The following is a 19658-nucleotide window of genomic DNA, read 5'->3' as shown; positions in this document are numbered from 1 at the left end:
ACGTAAAAATGGCCATCTGCTGCAGGTGTCGAATCCAAACGGTTCGACGAAACCTATTCAAAGCGACACGATCTGCACCGCTGTCCCCGAACGATCATGATAAACTAGTCGATGTGTATGGCCGGTTTTCCCGGTTTCGCCTTCTCGGCGAGCGCACTCATTGCACTCGCTTGACGAACGGTGACCGCCGCGCCGAACTCGTCTTCGAGTAACCACCGCGAGCGCTCGAGAATCTCACGTTCGCGGTTCGAATCTGGTAACGGATCGAGCTCTCCTCGCTGTCGTTGCCGGTCGGCTACGAACGCCGCGACAGCTTCTGGATCGGCCTCGAGTTCCTCGTCGGCCAGAACGCTGTTGGCAACGTCCGCCTCGTGCGCTGTCGTATCGCGCTCTGCGACGAGTTCAGCGGCTCGATACTTCCAGTCCTCGGCGACGACGAGTTCGATCCGTTCTGGAGCCTCGATTTCGGCCACGTCGACGATGTCTCGAACGTCCTCGAGAGTCGTCTCGACGAGTCGCCGCTCGAGATGGGCGTCGGAGACGTCGCGTTCGGGTTCTGGCCAGTCGGCTTCGACGACGAGCCCGTCGCCGCGAAGTTTGTTCCATAGTTCCTCGGCGAGGTGGGGAGCCATCGGTGCGATTAGCGCCGCGAGGGTCAACAGACCCCGGCGGTAGACGGTTTCCTGTGGCGTCTCGTAGACGCGATATCGTCGGAGCAATCCGGCCAGACCCTGGATCTCCGTGACCGCGCGGTGGAACCGAAACCGCTCGTACTCCTCGGTTACCGCGGCGATCGTTCGGTCGATTTCCCGGTCGACGTACTCGTCGTGGGCGGCCCGTTCGATCCGCGTGTTCGTCTCGTCGATGAACGCCGTTGCCATCCCGTACAGCGACTGCTGGAGGTCGTAGACACCCCGAACGTCGTTTGCCGTCCACTCGAAGTCCTGCTCGGGGTGGGCCGCTGCGAGGACGAACAGCCGCGTCGTTTCCGCGCCGTACTCCTGTGGTGCCACGGTGTTGCCCTTGGAAGCGGACATCTTCTCGCCCTCGTAGAGCACCGTTCCCTGGCTGATGAGCCGTTCGACCGGTTCCCGGATCTCGAGCAAGCCCAGATCGGCGAGCGCCCGGGTGAAAAATCGGATGTACAGGAGGTGCAGTATTGCGTGTTCGTCGCCGCCGACGTAGACGTCGATCGGCATCCACTCGTCGGCCAGTTCGGCGTCGAACGGCGCGTCGTCGAGGTCGGGCGAGAGAAAGCGCAGGAAGTACCACGAGGAGTCGACGAAAGTATCCATCGTGTCCGTCTCGCGCCGGGCGGGACCACCGCAGTCCGGACACGTCGTCTCGACGAACGACTCCTGTGCCTCGAGCGGGTTCCCGGTCGTCCGGACGAACTCGGGCAGTTCGACCGGTAACTCGTCGTCGGGAACCAGCACGTGGCCGCAGTCCTCGCAGTGTACGACCGGAATCGGCGTCCCCCAGTAGCGTTGGCGGGAGATCAGCCAGTCGCGAAGTCGGTATGTCACGTCCGCTTCGAAGGCATCGTGTTCCGACGGGATTCGTTCGCCGGCGACCGCGGACTCGAGGCCGTCGTACTCGCCGCTGTTGGTGAGATCCCCCGATCCGGTGTACAGTTCTGCCTGGGAGTCCCTCTCGTCGGTTCCGGCTCCTTCGTCGCCATCGGGAACGATCACGCGTTCGACCGGAACGTCGTGTTCCTGTGCAAACTCGTGATCGCGTTCGTTGTGCGCTGGGACGCCCATCACGGCTCCCGTTCCGACGTCTTTTAGCACGTAGCCGGCGACGTAAACCGGCAACTCCTCTCCAGTGAGCGGATGGGTTGCGGTCAGCTCGGTTCGGACGCCGTCGTAGCCGACAGATCCAGGTTCTCTTTCGCGCGCATCCTCGATGTACGCCTCGACGCGTTCATCGGTTTCGGCGACCGCTCGAGCGAGTTCGTGGCCCGGCGAGAGCGCCAGATACGTCGCGCCGTAAACCGTCTCCGGACGCGTGCTAAAGACGTCGACGGACTCGATGTCGGCCTCTGAATCACCGTCGGGGACCGCTACGTCGAACGAAATTCGATACCCCTCCTGTCGCCCGATCCAGTTTCGCTGGATCTGCCTGACGCCGTCGGGCCAACCCTCGAGGTCCTCGAGTCCGTCGTACAGTTCCTCCGCGTAGTCGGTGATCGTGAAGAACCACTGATCGAGTTCACGGCGACCGACCGGCGTTTCACACCGCCAGCAGACGCGCGTCTGTGAGTCCGAGCTCCCGTGATCGCCGTTTTCGGCAGTTTCGGCGTCTGTTTCGCGTGATCGCACCTCGACCTGCGCGTCGGCGAGGACCGTCTCGCAGTCGGGACACCAGTTGACCGAGGCCGCCTCGTACTCGACGAGTCCCTCCTCGTACAGCCGTTTGAACAGCCACTGGTTCCACCGGTAGTACTCGGGCTCGCAGGTCGTGATCTCTCGAGACCAGTCGTAGCCAAAGCCCATGGTCTCGAGTTCCTCGCGCATGCGTCGAATACACGCCTGCGTCCACGATTCCGGATCGCTTGCGCGTTCGTGCGCGGCGTTTTCGGCCGGGAGCCCGAACGCATCCCACCCCATCGGGTGTAACACGTCGTCGCCGTTCATCCGTCGGTACCTCGCGTACGCGTCCGTAATCGCGTAGTTACGGACGTGGCCCATGTGAAGCGTCCCGGAGGTGTACGGAAACATGCCGAGCACGTAGGTCGGATCGACGGCGGCCTCCGAAAGCTCGTAGACGTCGTCGCGCTCCCAGATATACTGCCAAAACTCCTGTACCTGCGCGTGATCGTAGTGGCTGGTCATTATCGAAGGGTCCGTTGTCTCCACGTGGGCGTGCCGGCTATATCATTGTTCGCCACCGCGTCTCCGAGCCGCCGCCGTCGACCCGATTTACCGTACCACCGTCACCGGAACGGGAGAGCGCCGAACGATCTTTTCCGCGACATTCCCGACGAACAATCGCTCCGAGAGGGTCCCGCTGTGTGCGCCGATAACGATCGTATCGAACCCGTCGGCCCGCTCGAGGATCGCCCGAACCGGATGGCCGAGTTCGATGTCGGTCGCGAGTTCCGCGTCGTAGGCCCCAGCGGTTTCACGCGCCCCCTCGAGGACTGTGCGTGCGTGTTCTTTCGCTGCCTCCTCGAGGTCATCCGAGAGAGCGATTCCGGACGCTTCGCCCCACATCGACGACGGAACGCCGACGACGTGTAACGCGGTGATGTCGGCCTCGGGATAGGCCTCGAGGGCGTATTCGAGCGCGTAGGTCGCCATTTCGGATTCATCAACCGGAACGAGAACGCGTGAGATCATGCGAATCGTCCGGTACTACGTCGCGAGCGAAGAAAAATCATCAGTGGGGTCGATCACGACGGCGGCATTGGCCCCCACGTGAGCGATTAATCGTCGGTATCGCCGTCGGCACCGGCCGTTTCGGGTTCGGCGTTCGGTCCGCTAACCGACCCCTTCCCTTCCTTGATGGCCTGTGCCTGCTGTTCCATCGCTTCGACGTCCATCTCGGCTTGCTCGTCGATTTCGCCGATGATCTCGGCGATGTCGTCGAGTCCGATCAGTTCGCGGGTTTCCTCGTCGAACTCGAGGCTGTCGAGTTCGGTGCCGTCGGATTCGACGTCGCTGCCGGTGAGGTGCTTGCCGTAGCGGCCCACCATCGAGGTGAGTTCCTGGGGCAGCACGAACGTCGTGGAGTCGCTCTGGCCGATTTCGGTCAGGGTGTCCATCCCTTTGTCGATGACGGCGCGTTCGCCCATCGATTCGGCCGAGCGAGCGCGCAGGACGGTCGAGATCGAGTCACCCTGTGCCTCGAGGATCTGGCTCTGTTTTTCACCCTGTGCGCGGATGATTTCGGATTGCTTGTCACCTTCTGCTTTCTCGACGGCGCTGCGGCGTTCACCTTGGGCCTCGAGGATCATGGCGCGGCGTTTTCGCTCGGCGGACGTCTGTTGTTCCATCGCACCCTTGACATCTCGAGACGGCGTCACCTCTCGAACCTCGACGCTCTCGACGCGGATCCCCCACTCGTCGGTCGGTTCGTCGAGTTCGGTCCGAATCCGCTCGTTGATGCGCTCTCGCCTGCTGAGCGTGTCGTCGAGTTCCATGTCGCCGAGAACGGCCCGAAGGGTGGTCTGGGCCAGGTTCGAAACGGCCCGTTTGTAGTCGTCGACCTCGAGAAACGCCCGTTTGGCGTCCATCACACGAATGTAGACGACGGCGTCGGCGGTCACCGGCGAGTTGTCGCGGGTGATCGCCTCCTGGGTCGGCACGTCGAGCGTCTGGGTTCGCATATCGAACGTGTACACCCGCGAGACGAACGGCGGGACGATATTTAGGCCCGGGTCGAGGAGTTTGCGGTACTCGCCAAAGACCGTCAGCGCACCCCTGTCGTAGGCGTCGACGATTTCGACCATCTGCCAGACGGTGATAATCGCAAGCACGAGGACGAGTCCGCCGGCGATGGCGGCCCCCGAAACACCCTCGAGTTGGAGCGGGACGAACTGAACGGCTACGGACTGAACGAGTTCGGGAGCGATCATAGCCTAGTCTAGGGACGGCGCACGAATAACCCTTGGCCTGATATCACATCCCAAATGAGTCGCCATTGTGAGGAGAAACTGACCGGAGACGAGTGATTACGAAGCGTAAACCGATATGCAGAACACCGCCGCAGTGAGGCGTGAACACCGATTCCACCTCACTTACCGTCCACCGGTTGTCGACGAACGTCCCGTCTCCGCCATCGTGCAGTTCACTGGGTATCGTGGCCCAGCGATGGCTGACCTGAGACAATTCGAATCGTCGTTCGCTCGAGGGATGCCGTGCCCGCCAAACTCGTAGATTTGTGGTCGGGTTAGCGGGTGCTCGAGAAGAGCGAATAATATAAAATAACGGTCATAGTCCCGGGCAGATTCGAACTGCCGTCCTGAGCTCCAAAGGCTCAGATGATTGGCCACTACACCACGGGACTTGACGTGCAACTATCGGTTGGCAACAGAACGGCTTATGAGTTATGTTTGCTCGTCGCCGGAGGAGAAGGCGTCGATTGATTCGATCTCAACATACCGATCATAACTTCGGCAAAGACAAACGACGTTATCAAGGGTGTGTGCGAGCTGCGGATCGTTGAACGCCGAACTGGTTTAATGTAGTGGATATCCGGTTCGTGTCCAATCTCGTCACGCGTGACGCCACAATATTGGCACGAATAATCGTCTCGATCCAGCGCGTTCCGTTTTACGTCTCGCCACCAACCATTATACGCGTTTTCAGGCTACAGATAACCTTCTGCGACCAGTCGACCGATTCCTTCGCGAAGTCGCTCTTCGCTCGCAGCGTAGGAAATTCGAGCGTATCCGGGCGTGCCGAACGCGCTGCCGGGAACCGTCGCAACGTGGGCGTCTTCGATGGCACCCTCACACCACGCCTGATCGTCCTGATCGACTGGGAGCATCATGTAAAACGCACCCTCGGGAACCGCCACGTCGACGCCTTCGTCCTCGAGCAGTTCCACGACGAGGTCTCGCCGTTGCTCGAACGCCTCGGTCATCTCGACGACGGTTTCGTCGGTGTTCTCGAGCGCCTCGAGACCGGCGTGCTGGACGAAGTTTACGGCCGAGGAGACCGAGTGGCTGTGAAGCTTGCCGGCCTGATCGATCAGTTCCTCGGGGCCGGCGAAGTAACCCAGCCGCCAGCCGGTCATCGAGTAGGCTTTCGAGAAGCCGTTGACGGTGATCGTCCGGTCGGCCATCCCCTCGAGCGTACCCAGACTCGTCGGCTCGACGCCGTAGGTGATCTCCTTGTAGATTTCGTCGGAGATGACGGTGATGTCGTGTTCGACGGCCAGATCGCGAACGCCCTCGAGCGCCGCGTCGGAGTAGACGGCACCGGTCGGGTTCGACGGCGAGTTGACGATCAGCAGTTCGGTGTCGTCCGAAACGGCCGCAGCCAGATCGTCGAGCGCTGGCTCGAGCTGGAAGTCGTGTGCGGAGAGATCAACGCGTGCGAGGTCGCCGCCGGCCATCTTGACCATCGCCTCGTATGAGACCCATGCCGGGTCGAGGAGAGCGACCTCGTCTCCGTCGCCGATCAGGGCCTGGACGATTTCGTACAGCGCCTGCTTCGCGCCGGGCGTGACGATGATGTTCTCGGGGCCGTAATCGAGGCCGTCGTCGGCCAGTTTGTCGGCGATCGATTCCCGTAGCTCGAGGATCCCCGCGGAGGTCGTGTAGCCGGTGTGGCCGGCGTCCATCGCGTCCTGTCCGGCCTCGATGACGTTCTCGGGCGTCGGGAAGTCGGGTTCGCCGACCGAGAGGTCGACGACGTCTTTGCCCTCGGCCTCGAGTTCGGTCGCGAGTGCGGAAATCGCGAGCGTTGCTGACGGTTCGACTCGGGTTACGCGGTCGGTGAATTCCAGGGTCATTGGTGATCGAAGTCTGAATCTGAACCGGTGTTCGGATCCGGATCGGGAAGTTCCTCAACGAGGTCGAGCGCGCTGTCGACTGCTTTCGCGGCGTTTTCGACCCGTTCGCGTGCTTCGGCGGCGGACATACCGGGACCCGTTACGCCGAGTGTAACGGGCGTATCACGCTCGAGGCTGACGTCGGAGAGTCGCTGGGCGGTCGCGTCGGTGATAACCTGATCGTGGTCGGTATCGCCGGTGATCACCGCACCCACGACGACCACCGCGTCGATCGGCTCGCGACGGGCGAGCCGATCGGCGGCCAGCGGCGCGTCGTACACGCCGGGAACCTGTATCGTCCGGTCGACAGTTGCACCCGCTGCGCGTGCGGCTTCCAGCGCCTCTCGTTCCATCTGCTCGGTGATCGGGCGGTTGAACTCCGCGACCACCACGCCGAGCGTGGTCATACGCCAGCGGTAGTGAGGACGGGTAAAAGAGGTACCGTTCTCGAGCGAGTTTGCGCCGACTCGAGCCCCGATCGATCAGGGCAGTCGATCGGCAGCTAGCCGATTGCCAATCCTTAAGCGGAGCCGCGGACAACCGCCGCTCGATGACCACGCTACAGTCGCCAGGACCGACGCTCGGGGTCGTCGGCGGCGGTCAGCTCGGACGAATGCTCGCCGAGGCGGCCGGCCCGCTCGGCGTCGAAGTGATCGTTCTCGATCCGACGCCGGACTGTCCCGCAGCATCGCTCGCCCGAGATCAGATCGTCGCCGACTTCGACGACGAGGGGAACATCCACGAACTCGCCGAACGCGCCGACGTCCTCACGTTTGAGATCGAACTCGCCGATCAGGACGTGTTAGAGCGCGTGAGCGAGGATACCGGAACCCCCGTTCACCCGAAGCCCTCGACGCTCGAGACGATTCACGACAAACTCGTCCAGAAGCGCGAACTCGCCGACGCCGGGATCCCGGTCCCGCCGTTTCGCGCCGTCGAGGACGCGGCCGACATTCGGACGGCGATCGACGACTACGGCGCGCCGGTGATGCTCAAGGCCCGAACCGGCGGCTACGACGGACGCGGCAACGTCCCCATCGAGTCGAAGGCCGACGCGGAGTCGGCCCTCGAGTCGGTCGCCGGACCGGCGATGGTCGAGTCCTTCGTGGACTTCGCCCGTGAGGTTTCGGTCATCGCCGTCAAGGGAGACGATGAGACGGCTACTTTCCCCGTCGGCGAAAACGTCCACGAGGACGAAATCCTCCGCGAGACACTGGTCCCCGCCCGCTCGGAGCCCGAAGTCAGAGAGCGGGCTACGGAACTCGCGACGGACGTACTCGAGGTGATGGACGGCCGCGGCGTCTACGGCATCGAACTGTTCGAGACCCGCGACGGCGACCTGTTGCTCAACGAGATCGCGCCGCGACCGCACAATTCCGGCCACTGGTCGATCGAGGGGGCCCACAGCTCGCAGTTCGAACAACACGTCCGGGCCGTGCTGGGCTGGCCGCTCGGCTCGACGGCGCTGCGTTCCCCGACGGTTTCGACGAACTTACTCGGCGACGTCGACGAGGAGCGAGCGGCGACGCTGCACAACGTCGAGCGGATCCTCGAGACGCCGTCGGCGCACCTCCACTGGTACGGGAAAAAGCAGGCTCGACCGCTGCGGAAGATGGGACACGTGACCGTCAGTGCGCGCGATTCCGTCGATCTCGAGGCGTCGGCAGCGAAACGATCGACTGGAGACGACAATGGTTCGACGCGGGGCGGGGCCGAAGACCGCGTTCTCGAGTCCCACCTCGAAACTGCTCGAGCCCTTCGAGAGGCGGTGACGTTTCGGACCGACTAACTACCTCGAACGCGGTATCGACCTCAATGGCAGATTCTGTGACAACCCTCATCGATCGATTATACGAGGAAGCAAAACAGGACAGACCGACCGAGGAAACCCCGGACATCGGTATCGTCATGGGGAGCGATTCGGACCTCGAGGTGATGATGACCGGGGGCCGCCGGCCCGGAGCGTACGACGCACTGGTCGAAGAACTCGACTTTGCCGAACAGACTGACTACGAAACGACACCCAAAGAGCGCTTTACCTTCGAGACGTACGTGACATCGGCCCATCGGACGCCTGACTTGATGACGGCCTACGCTGAGACGGCAGAAGCGCGCGGTCTCGAAGTTATCATCGCGGGCGCGGGCGGGAAGTCCGCGGACCTCCCGAACATGACGGCGTCGATCGCGTATCCGCTGCCCGTCATCGGCGTCCCGGTACAGGAGAAATCCGTCGACAGCGTCATCGGCATGCCGACGGGTGCGCCGCTGGTCGCGGTCGACGCGGGGAAGTCCTTCAACGCTGCGTTGTCAGCCGCCCAGATTCTCGCACGGCAACACGACGACGTCCGAGACCGACTCGTCGCCTACCACGAGTCGCTCCAATCCGAGGTTGGAACGGTGTCTCGGGCCCTTCACGATGGCGGTGTCGCGGCATATCGATCTGGCGATCAGTAAGATCTCGGTCGAGATACACGAGACTGTGCCAATGGCCCATTACCGTTGAATCTCGTCCTGTAGTTATTTGTGGATGATTGTTCGTCGCTAGAACACCTCCATACGGCCGTTTATCGGCAGATCAACCGGGAATCGCAAGAATCAACCCTTATATGCATGCGGTTTGAACCTGCGAACGTTACGGAGATGAATGAATGGATCGCTGTGGGGATGCTGGCGCTCGTGGGATTACTGATTCCGCTCTCGATGATGGCGGTATCGTATCTCATTCGACCCAGCGTACCCGAAACGAGCAAACGCGCCACCTACGAGAGTGGCGAGGTCCCGACCGGTGGGACACGCATTCGGTTTAACATCCAGTACTACATGGTCGCACTTCTCTTTCTCGTCTTCGACATCGAAACCGTCCTCCTGTTTCCGTGGGCGGTCGTCTACCTGGATGCCGTCGAATCGGATGCCGTGTCGCTTCTCGAGATACTCGGTCCGATGTTGGTGTTCGTCGCAATCCTCCTCGTCGGACTCGCCTGGGCGTGGCGCAGCGGTGCAGTACAGTGGGCACGAAGTCCGTACCAGGTCGAAACTGAGGCTGATCGACCATGAGCAACGAACCACGGCAACAAATATACGATAGTACCGCACCCTCGACCGACACCCGGGATGCGCGGATTGGCGAGGGGGTCGACAACCGCTTTAATTCCAAGCTTCGTGAGGCCTTCGGCGCGTCACCGTTTATCCTCACGAAGTTCGATAAGTTCATGAACTGGGTCCGGGGGAACTCGATGTTCATGCTCCAGTTCGGAATCGCGTGCTGTAGCATCGAGATGATGTCCACGTACGCGATCAAACACGACATCGATCGCTACGGCGCAGGCGTCCCCCGCGCGTCGCCGCGACAGGCCGACGTGATGATCGTCCCCGGAACGATCGTCTCGAAGTTCGGCCCCCGGATGAAACGCGTCTACGATCAGATGCCCGAACCGAAGTTCGTCGTCGGGATGGGATCGTGTACGATCTCCGGCGGCCCGTTCCAGGAGGGCTACAACGTCGTGAAGGGTGCCGAGGAGATAATCCCCGTCGACATCCACGTGCCGGGCTGTCCACCGCGACCCGAGGCGCTCGTGTACGGAGTCCTAAAGCTCCAGGAGCGGATCAGAAACAGCGAGTCGTCCCCCGTCGTCGTCAAACCCTACGAACTCGAGCAGTTCGGCGACCTTCCACAGGACGAACTCGTCCAGAAACTGGCCAGTGAGATCGACGAGGACGATCTCGTCATGCGATACAACTGGGCTGATTCACCATGAGCACGGACATCGAACCACCACGAACTGCCGAGACCACCGAGGACGAACTCGAGGCGCTGATCGGCGACCGTGCAATCGCACGCGACGATCACCTGAACGCGCCGGGGTTCGTCATCAACCCGGATGACGTCCAAGACGTCCTCTCCGACCTACGCGATGAGGCCGGGTTCGACCACCTCTCCTGTCTCACCGCACAGCAGTACGAGGACCGGTACGAGTCGATTTACCACCTCAAGAAGTACGCCGACCCCACTCAGGAGGTCAGCGTCGTCGTCCCGACGACGCTCGAGGAGCCGACGAGCCAGTCCGCAGAGCCTGTCTTTCGAACCGCAGACTGGCACGAACGCGAAGCGTTCGACCTCGTCGGAATCGACTACGAAGGGCATCCGGACCCGCGTCGGATCCTCCTGCCGGAGACCTGGCAGGGCCATCCGCTGAGTCTCGACTACGACCAGACGAAACCGCAGGTCGTCACCCTCTCGGAGTACGAGAACCCGATTCAGCCGGACCACCTCGATTCCGAATCGGACACGATGTTCCTCAACGTCGGACCGCACCACCCGGCGACCCACGGCGTCTTGCACATCAAGACGGTGCTGGACGGCGAAACGGTCCTCGACGTCGACCCCGACATCGGTTATCTGCACCGCTGTGAGGAGCAGATGTGCCAGCAGGGAACGTATCGCCACCAGATCATGCCCTACCCCGATCGCTGGGACTACGTCTCCTCCGGCCTGTTAAACGAGTGGGCGTACGCTCGAGTGGCCGAAGATCTCGCGGACATCGAAGTCCCCGAGTACGCACAGGTTATCCGAACCATGGGGGCCGAACTCTGCCGGATCGCCTCGCACATGCTGGCGCTCGGAACGTTCGCGCTGGACGTCTACGGCGACTTCACCGCCGTCTTCCAGTACGCCTTCCGCGACCGCGAGGTCATCCAGGACATTCTCGAGGACCTCACCGGCCAGCGGTTGATGTTCAACTACTTCCGACTCGGCGGGGTCGCCTGGGATCTCCCCGAACCCCGCGAGGAGTTCATCGCACAGACGCGTGATTTCCTCGACGAACTCCCGGCGAAGGTCGACGAGTACAACGATCTGCTCACGAGCAACGAGATCTTCCAGATTCGCTGTGTCGACACCGGGATTCTCGAGCCCGAAGTCGCCAAAGAGTACGGCTGTACCGGTCCCGTCGCACGCGGATCGGGAATCGACTTCGATCTCCGGCGCGACGATCCCTACGGCTACTACGAAAACTTAGAGTGGGACGTCGTCACCGAGGACGGCTGTGACAACTACAGCCGCGTCCTCGTCCGGATGCGAGAAGTCGAAGAATCCGCCAAAATCATCGAGCAGTGTCTCGACTTGATCGAAGAGTGGCCCGAAGACGAACGGGAAGTACAGGCCAACGTTCCTCGAACGTTGAAACCTGACCCTGATACCGAAGTGTACCGCGCCGTCGAAGGTGCGAAGGGCGAACTCGGGATCTACATCCGATCGGACGGGACGGACAAACCCGGCCGGTTCAAGATCCGGAGTCCGTGTTTCCACAACCTTTCGGCGCTCGAGCAGATGGTACAGGGAGAGTACATCCCTGATCTGGTCGCGTCCCTGGGCAGCTTAGACATCGTGCTCGGCGAGGTGGATCGATGAGCCGGGGCGCACCCGAAATGGTACTGCAAGTGGGCGAGCCGATGCTTCCAGAGCGAATCGGCGACCTCACCGGACTCGGCGAGCTCGGCGTGGCAGGCGAGTTGGTCGCTGCGTTTCTCGCAGCCTTCATTATCGGCAGCTTGATGCTCGCGATGACCGGGGTCGCCGGACCGTGGGCGAAACGAAAGATTACCGCCGCCTTTACCGACCGAATCGCGGTCAATCACCTCGGTCCGGCCGGCGTGTTCATCATCGTCGCCGACGCGGTTCGACTGCTCTCGAAAGAGAACATCATTCCCGAAAACGTCGACCGACCGGCCTACGACTTCGCGCCGATCGTCGTCGCCTCGTCTGCGATGCTCGGGTTTGCCGTTATTCCGATGGGAAGCGGGATTCAACTCGCGGACCCCGAAGTTGGACTGGCGTTCGTCTTCGCCGTTTCCGGCATCGCGAGTCTCGGACTGGTGATGGCGGGCTACGCATCGGCGAACAAGTACTCGCTGCTTGGCGGGCTTCGGGCGGTCGCACAGAACGTCGCCTACGAGATTCCACTGGTCGTCACGGGGATGTCAGTCGTGCTCTTTGCAGGTTCGCTACAGATGAGCACGATCGTCGAAGCGCAGTCGCAGGCGCTGATCGATCTCGGCGTCGTTTCGATTCCCCAGTGGTACGCGCTCGTCAACCCCTTCGCGTTCGTGTTGTTCCTCACGGCGAACTTCGCGGAGGTGGGACGCAACCCATTCGACACCCCGGAGGCACCGACTGAGATCGTCGCCGGCTATCAGACGGAGTACTCTTCGGTTTACTTCGTCCTGATCTATCTCGGGGAGTTCTTGCACATCTTCCTCGGCGGTGCCATCATCGCGACGATCTTCCTCGGCGGTCCCGCCGGACCCGGGCCTGCGTTCCTGGGAATCGTCTGGTTCCTGATCAAGATCTGGGGCGTCTTCATGATGACCCAGTGGCTCCGCTCGGCGGTGCCGCGGGTCCGGATCGACCAGTTGATCGAGATCGGGTGGAAGGGCCTGCTGGTCCTTTCGTTTGCAAACCTCTTGCTCACCGCAATTATCGTGGGGCTGATAGCATGATTGGGATACTCAAATCGATGGCAACGACGATGAAACACGCACTGGATGGCTCTACGTTCACCGTGGAGTATCCCGAAACTGCGCCGGACGTCTCCCCGCGGTTTCGCGGCGTTCACAAGTTCAGTCAGGAACGCTGTATCTGGTGTCGCCAGTGTGAGAACGTCTGTCCGAACGACACGATTCAGATCGTGATGGACGACAAGCGCAACGGCGAACAGTACAACCTCCACATCGGCCAGTGTATCTACTGTCGACTCTGCGAGGAGGTCTGTCCCGTCGACGCGATCTTGCTCACGCAGAACTTCGAGTTCACGGGCGATACGAAAAACGACCTCGTCTACAACAAAGAACAGCTCAAAGCCGTGCCGTGGTACAAGGATATCGACCCGCTCGAGTCTCGAGAACCCGATCGGGGCGCCTGGATCGGCGAGGGCGAAGGGGAGGTCGATTACCAATGATGGAAACGATCGCGTTCGCGCTGTTCGCGGCCATTACCCTCTCGAGTGCGCTGGGGGTCGTCCTCTTCGAGGAACCCTGGCACTCGGCGCTCGCGCTCGGCATCTCGCTGCTGAGCGTCGCGGTGTACTACATCATGCTCGCGGCGGAGTTCGTCGCGATGATGCAGATCCTCGTCTACGTGGGCGGCGTGCTCATCCTCATCACGTTCGCCGTGATGTTGACCCAGGACGAGACCGCCGATCTCGAGGAGACGGAGGTGAGCCAGTCGTGACGACGCGTCCGAAGCTACGACTCGGCAAGACGCTCGTCCCCGGCCTGCTCGCAGTCGCTCTGTTCGGGCTGATGGCGGCGATCGTGTTCAACACGACGTTTACCGGCTCGCTGCAGGGATTCTCCGGCGTCTCCTCGATAACCGCCGAAATCGGGTACGCGCTGTTCGATCTCGAGGCCTTACAGCCGACCGAGGGGCCGATGACGAACACCGAGCCGTTTCTCGTTTCGTTCCTCTTGATTGCGATCGTGCTGGACGCCGCACTCGACGCCGCACTCGTCCTCGCAAAACGCGAGGACGAAGGCCAGACAGTCGCGGCGCTCTCGAGTGCCACGACCGACGCAGAACCCACTTCAACGCAGGCGGGAACCAGCCGTCGCGGGAATCTCGGGGCGGCGACCGACGGTGGTGAGAGCTTTCGAACGGATTCGGGTTCATCGACAGACAGCACGGCAGGTGAACCCGACGATGGCATCGACCGCTCCACTGACGGAGGTGAGAGCGTGTGAGCGTCGGGATCGAACACTACGTCCTGCTGTCGATGGCCCTGTTCTGTATCGGGCTGTTCGGCGTGCTCACGCGGCGGAACGCGCTGCTTTTCTTGATGTCCGTCGAGTTGATGCTCAACGCGGCGAACGTCAACCTGATCGCGTTCTCGTTCTATCACGGCAACCTCACGGGGCAGGTTTTCGCCCTGTTTACGATGGCGCTCGCGGCCGCGGAGGTTGCCGTCGGACTCGGCATCATCCTGGTACTGTATCGCAACTTCCGTGACGTCGACGTCACGGTCCCGTCGACGATGAGGTGGTAAGAAGATGGAAGGGATCTTTACCTACGCACCGGCGATAGCACTGCTCCCGCTCGCGGCCTTCGTGGTCGCACTCTGCTTTGGCAACGCGATGCCGAAGAAGGGTGCCATCGCGGGTATCTTCGCGACGGCCGGTTCGCTCGGCCTCTCGCTGTTGATGCTCGCGGCCGTCGCGAGCGGCGAGGTACACCACGAAACGTACTACCAGTGGGCCGCCGGCGAGACGGCGGGCCACAGCGCAGCCCAGGGGATCGAGTTCACGTTCGGCATCCTGATCGATCCGCTCTCGGCGCTGATGCTCGTGATCGTCTCGCTGATCGCGCTGCTCGTCCACGTCTTCAGCCTCGGTTACATGAACGCCGAGGGCGAGACGGGACTCCCGCGATACTACGCCGAACTCGGACTGTTCACGTTCAGCATGCTCGCGTTCGTCTACGCGGACAACCTGCTGATGGCGTTCATGTTCTTCGAACTGGTCGGGCTGTGCTCGTACCTCCTGATCGGTTTCTGGTTCCGGACGGAGTCTGCACCCTCGGCCGCGAAGAAGGCGTTTCTGGTCACCCGCTTCGGTGACTACTTCTTCCTGATCGGCGTCGTCGCGATCGGCGCGACGTTCGGCACGCTCGCGTTCGCGGGCGACAACTCGTTCGTCGCCCAGGCGGAAGCCGCCCTCGAGGGCGGCGAAACCCTGTTCGGGTTCGACGCCCAGACGTGGATTACGATCACCGGACTGCTCGTGTTGGGCGGCGTGATCGGCAAGTCCGCACAGTTCCCGCTACACACCTGGCTCCCCGACGCGATGGAGGGGCCGACGACCGTGTCGGCGCTCATCCACGCGGCGACGATGGTCGCGGCCGGCGTCTACCTCGTCGCACGGATGTTCGGGTACTACGCGCTCTCACCGACCGCACTCGGAATTATCACCTTCGTCGGCGGCTTTACCGCGCTGTTCGCGGCGTCGATGGCGGTCGTCAAAGACGACATCAAACAGGTGCTGGCGTACTCGACGATAAGCCAGTACGGCTACATGATGCTCGGCCTCGGCGTCGGCGGCTACGTCGCCGGGGTTTTCCACCTGATGAACCACGCCTTCTTCAAGGCGCTCTTGTTCCTCGGTGCCGGTGCCGTCATCATCCTCATGCACCACGAACAGAACATGTGGAAGATGGGCGGGTTGAAAGAGAAGGCACCCGTCACCTACTACACCTTCCTCGCGGGTGCACTCGCACTCGCCGGCATCATTCCGTTCTCGGGCTTTTGGTCCAAAGACGAGGTGCTCTACGACGCGCTCATCCTCGGCCTCGAGAACGAGGTCTACCTCGCGGCCTACGCGATGGGGCTGATCGCCGTCTTCTTCACCGGCTTTTACACCTTCCGCATGGTGGTTCTCACGTTCCACGGAGAGCCGCGCTCGGAGGCCGCAGAAGACCCACACGACATCGGCTGGAGCGTCAAAGCACCGCTGATCGTCCTCGGTCTCCTCTCGCTAACCGCCGGCGTGGCGAACCTCGCGCCCATCGGCAAGCTACTGGACATGGACATCATGTTCCTCGAGATGTGGCTCGACGGCCACTACGGCGGCCTCGAGGAACTCACCTACGGTGCCTACAGCGACACGCTGGCACACGAAACGGGAGCGATCGCCGGCTCCGAACAGACGACGTTGCTCGTCGGGGCCGCGCTGTCGCTCGGATTGGCCCTCAGCGGGGCGGGGCTCGCGTGGACGCTCTACGGCGGTTCCGAACCCGAACCACACACCCAGCGACTGGGTGCGGTTCGCGAACTCCTCCGGAGTAACTACTACCAGGACGAGTTCCAGGTGTGGCTCGCGGAGGGCCTAACGCTGCCGACCGCTCGAACGGCGGACCGGTTCGATCAGTCGGTTATCGACGGCGTCGTCAACGGCGTCTCGAGCGTGAGCCTGTTCGGAAGCGGCTGGATCAAACGGATTCAGACGGGAATCGTGACTAACTACGCCGCGTTGATCGTCGGCGGATTCGTCGGGTTACTTGTCGTCCTCGGCGTGTACGGAGGGTGGTTCGTATGATGATCGAGTTACTAATCGGCGTCGCACTGCTCGGCGCGCTGGTCACGTTCGTCGCGCCGAATCGCATCGCAGGAAAGCTCGCGTTCGCGATCAGCCTCGTGCCGGTGGCACTGAGCGTCTTCTTGCTCACCGCGTTCGACGGAAGCGGGAACGCGTTGCTCGCCGACGGCGGTGTGATCGCCTTCGAGTCCTCGACGGAGTGGATTCAACTCGGCGAATACACGATTTCGTGGTTCGTCGGCCTCGACGGGATCAGCCTGCCGCTGGTCGTCCTAACGACGGTGTTGACCACGCTCGCCATCGTGAGTTCGTGGACGCCGATCGACGACCGCGAGTCGCAGTTCTACGGGCTCCTCTTGTTCATCGAGGCGAACCTGATCGGCGTCTTCGCGGCGCTCGATTTCTTCCTCTGGTTTATCTTCTGGGAGGCGGTCCTCATCCCGATGTACCTGCTGATCGGGATCTGGGGCGGCCCGCGCCGGAAGTACGCCGCGATCAAGTTCTTCGTCTACACGAACGTGGCGTCGCTCGTGATGTTCGGCGCGTTCATCACGCTCGTGTTCAGCCTCGACGTGACGACGTTCGCACTGCCCGAGATAACGGCCGCGATGCTCGAGACCGGGCCGCAGACCGAAATCTTCGGTCTCGGTGGAACGTCGCTCGCCTCGGCGGTCTTCCTCGCGATGTTCCTCGGGTTCGCGGTGAAGGTGCCGGTCGTGCCGTTCCACACGTGGTTGCCAGACGCCCACGTGGAAGCGCCGACGCCCGCGTCGGTGCTGCTGGCGGGCGTCCTGCTGAAGATGGGGACGTACGCGCTCTTGCGATTCAACTTCACGATGTTCCCCGAGGAAGTTCTGAGCACGTTCGCCGTCCCGATCGCGGTTATCGCCGCGATAAGCGTCATCTACGGCGCGCTGTTGGCGCTCGCACAGACGGACCTCAAACGCGTCGTCGCGTACTCCTCCGTCTCCTCGATGGGCTACGTGATTCTCGGATTGGTCGCGTTCACCCAGTTCGGCGTGGGCGGTGCGACCTTCCAGATGGTCTCACACGGCCTCGTTTCGGGACTGATGTTCATGGCGGTCGGCGTCATCTACAACGCGACCCACACCCGGATGCTCACCGACATGTCCGGACTGGCAGACAAGATGCCATTCGCCGTCGGCGTGCTCATCGCCGGCTCGTTCGCCTACATGGGCCTGCCGCTGATGAGCGGATTCGCCGCGGAGTACTTCATCTTCTTCGGCTCGTTCGGCTCGGAGTTCCTCGAGTACGCGCCGCTGATCACCGCGGTGGCGATGTTCGGCATCGTCATCGTGGCCGGCTACCTGCTGTTTGCGCTCCAGCGGGCCGTCTTCGGGCCGTATCTGCTGGAGACCGACTACGACATTGGTCGTGCGCCGCTGCACGACATCGCGCCGATGTTCGTGTTGCTCGCGATCATCATCGCACTCGGCGTCGCACCGGAGTTGATCTTCGACATGATAACCGACGCAGTTGATCCGATCCTCGAGAACGGAGGTGAGTGGTGATGTTGCCGATAGAGTTCGCCGGCTGGGCGGGGCTCGCGCCGGTGTACGTGCTGGTGGCGACCGCCCTCGTCCTCTTTGCCGTCGATAGCATCGACCCGCGGAAAACGAATCGCACGCTGCTTGCGGGGACGGCGACCGCGGGGTCGCTCCTCGCACTCGGCGTCGCCGTCTGGTTCCTGCTCGCTGGCGTCGGAACGCCGCAGGCAGACGGTGGCTTCGGCGTCATCGAACTCCACGAAGGCCAACTCGTCGTCGACCAGCTAGCGCTGTTTTTCATGGTCGTCATCACGACCGTTACGTCGCTGGTCTCCATCGCGAGCTACGACTACATGGACGGCCACACCTACCAAGCCGAGTACTACTCGCTCACGATACTGGCGGCGACCGGCATGGCGACGATGGCAGCCTCGAACAGCCTCGTTACCATCTTCATCGCCCTCGAGCTAACGAGTCTGCCGTCCTACGCGCTCGTCGCGATCCTCAAGGACAATCGCGGCAGCGTCGAGGCGGGGCTCAAGTACTTCCTGATCGGAGCGCTTTCCTCGGCGATCTTCGTCTACGGCGTCAGCCTGGTCTACGGCGCGACCGGGTTCCTCCAGCTCGAGTCGATCGCGAACAACATCGACGGCGAGTACGGGCCGCTGCTCGGACTCGGCATCCTGATGTTGATCGGCGGCTTCGCGTTCAAGACCGCGAGCGTTCCGTTCCACTTCTGGGCACCCGAAGCCTACGAGGGAGCGCCCGCACCGATCGCGGCGTTTCTCTCCTCGGCGTCGAAGGCCGCAGGCTTCGTCATCGCGTTCCGCGTGTTCACGACGGCCTTCCCGCTCGAGTCGACCGCCGCTGCGGTCGGTATCGACTGGTCGGTACTCTTCATGGTGCTGGCCATCGTGACCATGACGGTCGGGAACTTCGCCGCGGCCACGCAGGAAAACGTCAAGCGAATGCTCGCGTACTCCTCGGTCGGCCACGCCGGCTACGCATTGATTGGGTTGGCGGGACTCGGGGCCGGTGCAAACGACGTCGTGATGGGTGCTGCGTTAATGCACCTGTTCGTCTACGGCTTCATGAACACCGGCGCGTTCCTCTTCGTCGGCCTGGCCGAATACTGGGGCGTCGGACGGACCTTCGAGGACTACAACGGGCTGTCGGCGAAGGCACCGATCGCCTGCGTCGCGATGACGGTGTTCATGTTCAGTCTCGCGGGAATTCCGCCCTTTGGCGGCTTCTTCAGCAAGTACTTCCTGTTCACCGCGTCGATCGAAGCAGGCCTGTTCGTCGTCGCCGCCGCGCTGGTGATAAACAGCGCGCTCTCGCTGTATTACTACTCGCGGCTGGTCAAGGCCCTCTGGATCGAAGAGCCGGTCGGAGAGCGCGACGCACTCGCGCAACCGCTCGGCCTCTACGCCGCGATCGTCTTTGCGGCCGTGATGACGGTCGTCGTTCTGCCCGGTTTCGGCCCGGTTGCCGACGCCGCCGTCGACGCTGCGGCAGCGATCGTTGCCTGAAACCCGGTAGCTTTTACCTTCCGGAGTCGCAAGC

General features: G+C 62.3%; 18 protein-coding genes and 1 tRNA gene. 13 read left to right on the top strand and 6 right to left on the bottom strand.

All coding sequences use genetic code 11. The features are described 5' to 3' along the window. Positions 1 to 104 precede the first annotated feature (104 nt). From leuS to ribH, 6 genes are all read right to left on the bottom strand, one after another. Positions 105 to 2837, bottom strand: coding sequence for a leucine--tRNA ligase (gene leuS / locus HALLA_RS04105; protein ID WP_049952201.1), 2733 nt, complete (start codon positions 2835 to 2837; stop codon positions 105 to 107). An 87-nt stretch (positions 2838 to 2924) separates the two neighbouring features. Next, the gene (locus HALLA_RS04100) at positions 2925 to 3344 is read right to left on the bottom strand and encodes a universal stress protein (protein ID WP_049952200.1); all 420 of its coding nucleotides are present in this window, start codon (positions 3342 to 3344) and stop codon (positions 2925 to 2927) included. Positions 3345 to 3430: 86 nt separating this feature from the next. Continuing rightward, the gene (locus HALLA_RS04095) at positions 3431 to 4582 is read right to left on the bottom strand and encodes an SPFH domain-containing protein (RefSeq protein WP_049952199.1); all 1152 of its coding nucleotides are present in this window, start codon (positions 4580 to 4582) and stop codon (positions 3431 to 3433) included. A 358-nt stretch (positions 4583 to 4940) separates the two neighbouring features. Beyond that, positions 4941 to 5013, bottom strand: a tRNA-Gln gene (locus HALLA_RS04090). A gap of 303 nt (positions 5014 to 5316) precedes the next feature. Then, positions 5317 to 6465 carry a pyridoxal phosphate-dependent aminotransferase gene (locus tag HALLA_RS04085; RefSeq protein ID WP_049952198.1) on the bottom strand — a complete coding sequence of 383 codons (1149 nt, stop codon included), beginning with the start codon at positions 6463 to 6465 and terminating at the stop codon, positions 5317 to 5319. Then, on the bottom strand, positions 6462 to 6911 hold the full coding sequence (ribH, locus tag HALLA_RS04080) for a 6,7-dimethyl-8-ribityllumazine synthase (protein ID WP_049952197.1): 450 nt from the start codon (positions 6909 to 6911) through the stop codon (positions 6462 to 6464). Before ribH ends, HALLA_RS04085 begins: the two co-directional genes overlap by 4 nt. A gap of 50 nt (positions 6912 to 6961) precedes the next feature. Here ribH and HALLA_RS04075 point away from each other — a divergent pair, with 50 nt between their 5' ends. The 13 genes from HALLA_RS04075 (at position 6962) to HALLA_RS04015 (ending at position 19624) form a co-directional block, all read left to right on the top strand. Beyond that, positions 6962 to 8293, top strand: a complete 1332-nt coding sequence (locus HALLA_RS04075; protein ID WP_157231318.1) for a 5-(carboxyamino)imidazole ribonucleotide synthase — start codon at positions 6962 to 6964, stop codon at positions 8291 to 8293. Between the two features lie 26 nt (positions 8294 to 8319). After that, a complete protein-coding gene (locus HALLA_RS04070) occupies positions 8320 to 8958 on the top strand; it encodes an AIR carboxylase family protein (protein ID WP_049952195.1) in 639 nt (212 codons plus the stop codon). A 186-nt stretch (positions 8959 to 9144) separates the two neighbouring features. Beyond that, on the top strand, positions 9145 to 9558 hold the full coding sequence (locus HALLA_RS04065) for an NADH-quinone oxidoreductase subunit A (protein ID WP_049953997.1): 414 nt from the start codon (positions 9145 to 9147) through the stop codon (positions 9556 to 9558). After that, positions 9555 to 10259, top strand: coding sequence for an NADH-quinone oxidoreductase subunit B (locus tag HALLA_RS04060; RefSeq protein ID WP_049952194.1), 705 nt, complete (start codon positions 9555 to 9557; stop codon positions 10257 to 10259). Before HALLA_RS04065 ends, HALLA_RS04060 begins: the two co-directional genes overlap by 4 nt. After that, the gene (locus HALLA_RS04055; protein ID WP_049952193.1) at positions 10256 to 11911 is read left to right on the top strand and encodes an NADH-quinone oxidoreductase subunit D; all 1656 of its coding nucleotides are present in this window, start codon (positions 10256 to 10258) and stop codon (positions 11909 to 11911) included. Before HALLA_RS04060 ends, HALLA_RS04055 begins: the two co-directional genes overlap by 4 nt. Next, the gene (locus tag HALLA_RS04050) at positions 11908 to 12999 is read left to right on the top strand and encodes a complex I subunit 1/NuoH family protein (RefSeq protein WP_049952192.1); all 1092 of its coding nucleotides are present in this window, start codon (positions 11908 to 11910) and stop codon (positions 12997 to 12999) included. The genes HALLA_RS04055 and HALLA_RS04050 overlap by 4 nt, the downstream gene beginning before the upstream one ends. Continuing rightward, positions 12996 to 13457 carry a NuoI/complex I 23 kDa subunit family protein gene (locus tag HALLA_RS04045; RefSeq protein WP_049952191.1) on the top strand — a complete coding sequence of 154 codons (462 nt, stop codon included), beginning with the start codon at positions 12996 to 12998 and terminating at the stop codon, positions 13455 to 13457. The genes HALLA_RS04050 and HALLA_RS04045 overlap by 4 nt, the downstream gene beginning before the upstream one ends. Then, complete coding sequence (locus tag HALLA_RS04040) at positions 13454 to 13729, top strand: NADH-quinone oxidoreductase subunit J (protein ID WP_049952190.1); 276 nt, start codon at positions 13454 to 13456, stop codon at positions 13727 to 13729. Before HALLA_RS04045 ends, HALLA_RS04040 begins: the two co-directional genes overlap by 4 nt. After that, positions 13726 to 14238 carry a hypothetical protein gene (locus tag HALLA_RS04035; protein WP_049952189.1) on the top strand — a complete coding sequence of 171 codons (513 nt, stop codon included), beginning with the start codon at positions 13726 to 13728 and terminating at the stop codon, positions 14236 to 14238. The genes HALLA_RS04040 and HALLA_RS04035 overlap by 4 nt, the downstream gene beginning before the upstream one ends. Then, entirely contained in the window at positions 14235 to 14540 is a 306-nt protein-coding gene (nuoK, locus tag HALLA_RS04030; RefSeq protein WP_049952188.1) for an NADH-quinone oxidoreductase subunit NuoK, read from the top strand. Before HALLA_RS04035 ends, nuoK begins: the two co-directional genes overlap by 4 nt. 4 nt (positions 14541 to 14544) lie before the next feature. Next, a complete protein-coding gene (nuoL, locus tag HALLA_RS04025) occupies positions 14545 to 16584 on the top strand; it encodes an NADH-quinone oxidoreductase subunit L (protein WP_049952187.1) in 2040 nt (679 codons plus the stop codon). Beyond that, positions 16581 to 18116 carry a complex I subunit 4 family protein gene (locus HALLA_RS04020; protein WP_049952186.1) on the top strand — a complete coding sequence of 512 codons (1536 nt, stop codon included), beginning with the start codon at positions 16581 to 16583 and terminating at the stop codon, positions 18114 to 18116. Before nuoL ends, HALLA_RS04020 begins: the two co-directional genes overlap by 4 nt. Then, a complete protein-coding gene (locus HALLA_RS04015) occupies positions 18116 to 19624 on the top strand; it encodes an NADH-quinone oxidoreductase subunit N (RefSeq protein ID WP_049952185.1) in 1509 nt (502 codons plus the stop codon). Before HALLA_RS04020 ends, HALLA_RS04015 begins: the two co-directional genes overlap by 1 nt. The last annotated feature ends 34 nt before the right edge of the window (positions 19625 to 19658 follow it).

The organism is Halostagnicola larsenii XH-48 (genome assembly GCF_000517625.1).
Classification (GTDB): domain Archaea; phylum Halobacteriota; class Halobacteria; order Halobacteriales; family Natrialbaceae; genus Halostagnicola; species Halostagnicola larsenii.
Note: the sequence above shows the minus strand (reverse complement) of the source record. Positions and strands in the feature narration are given on the sequence as shown.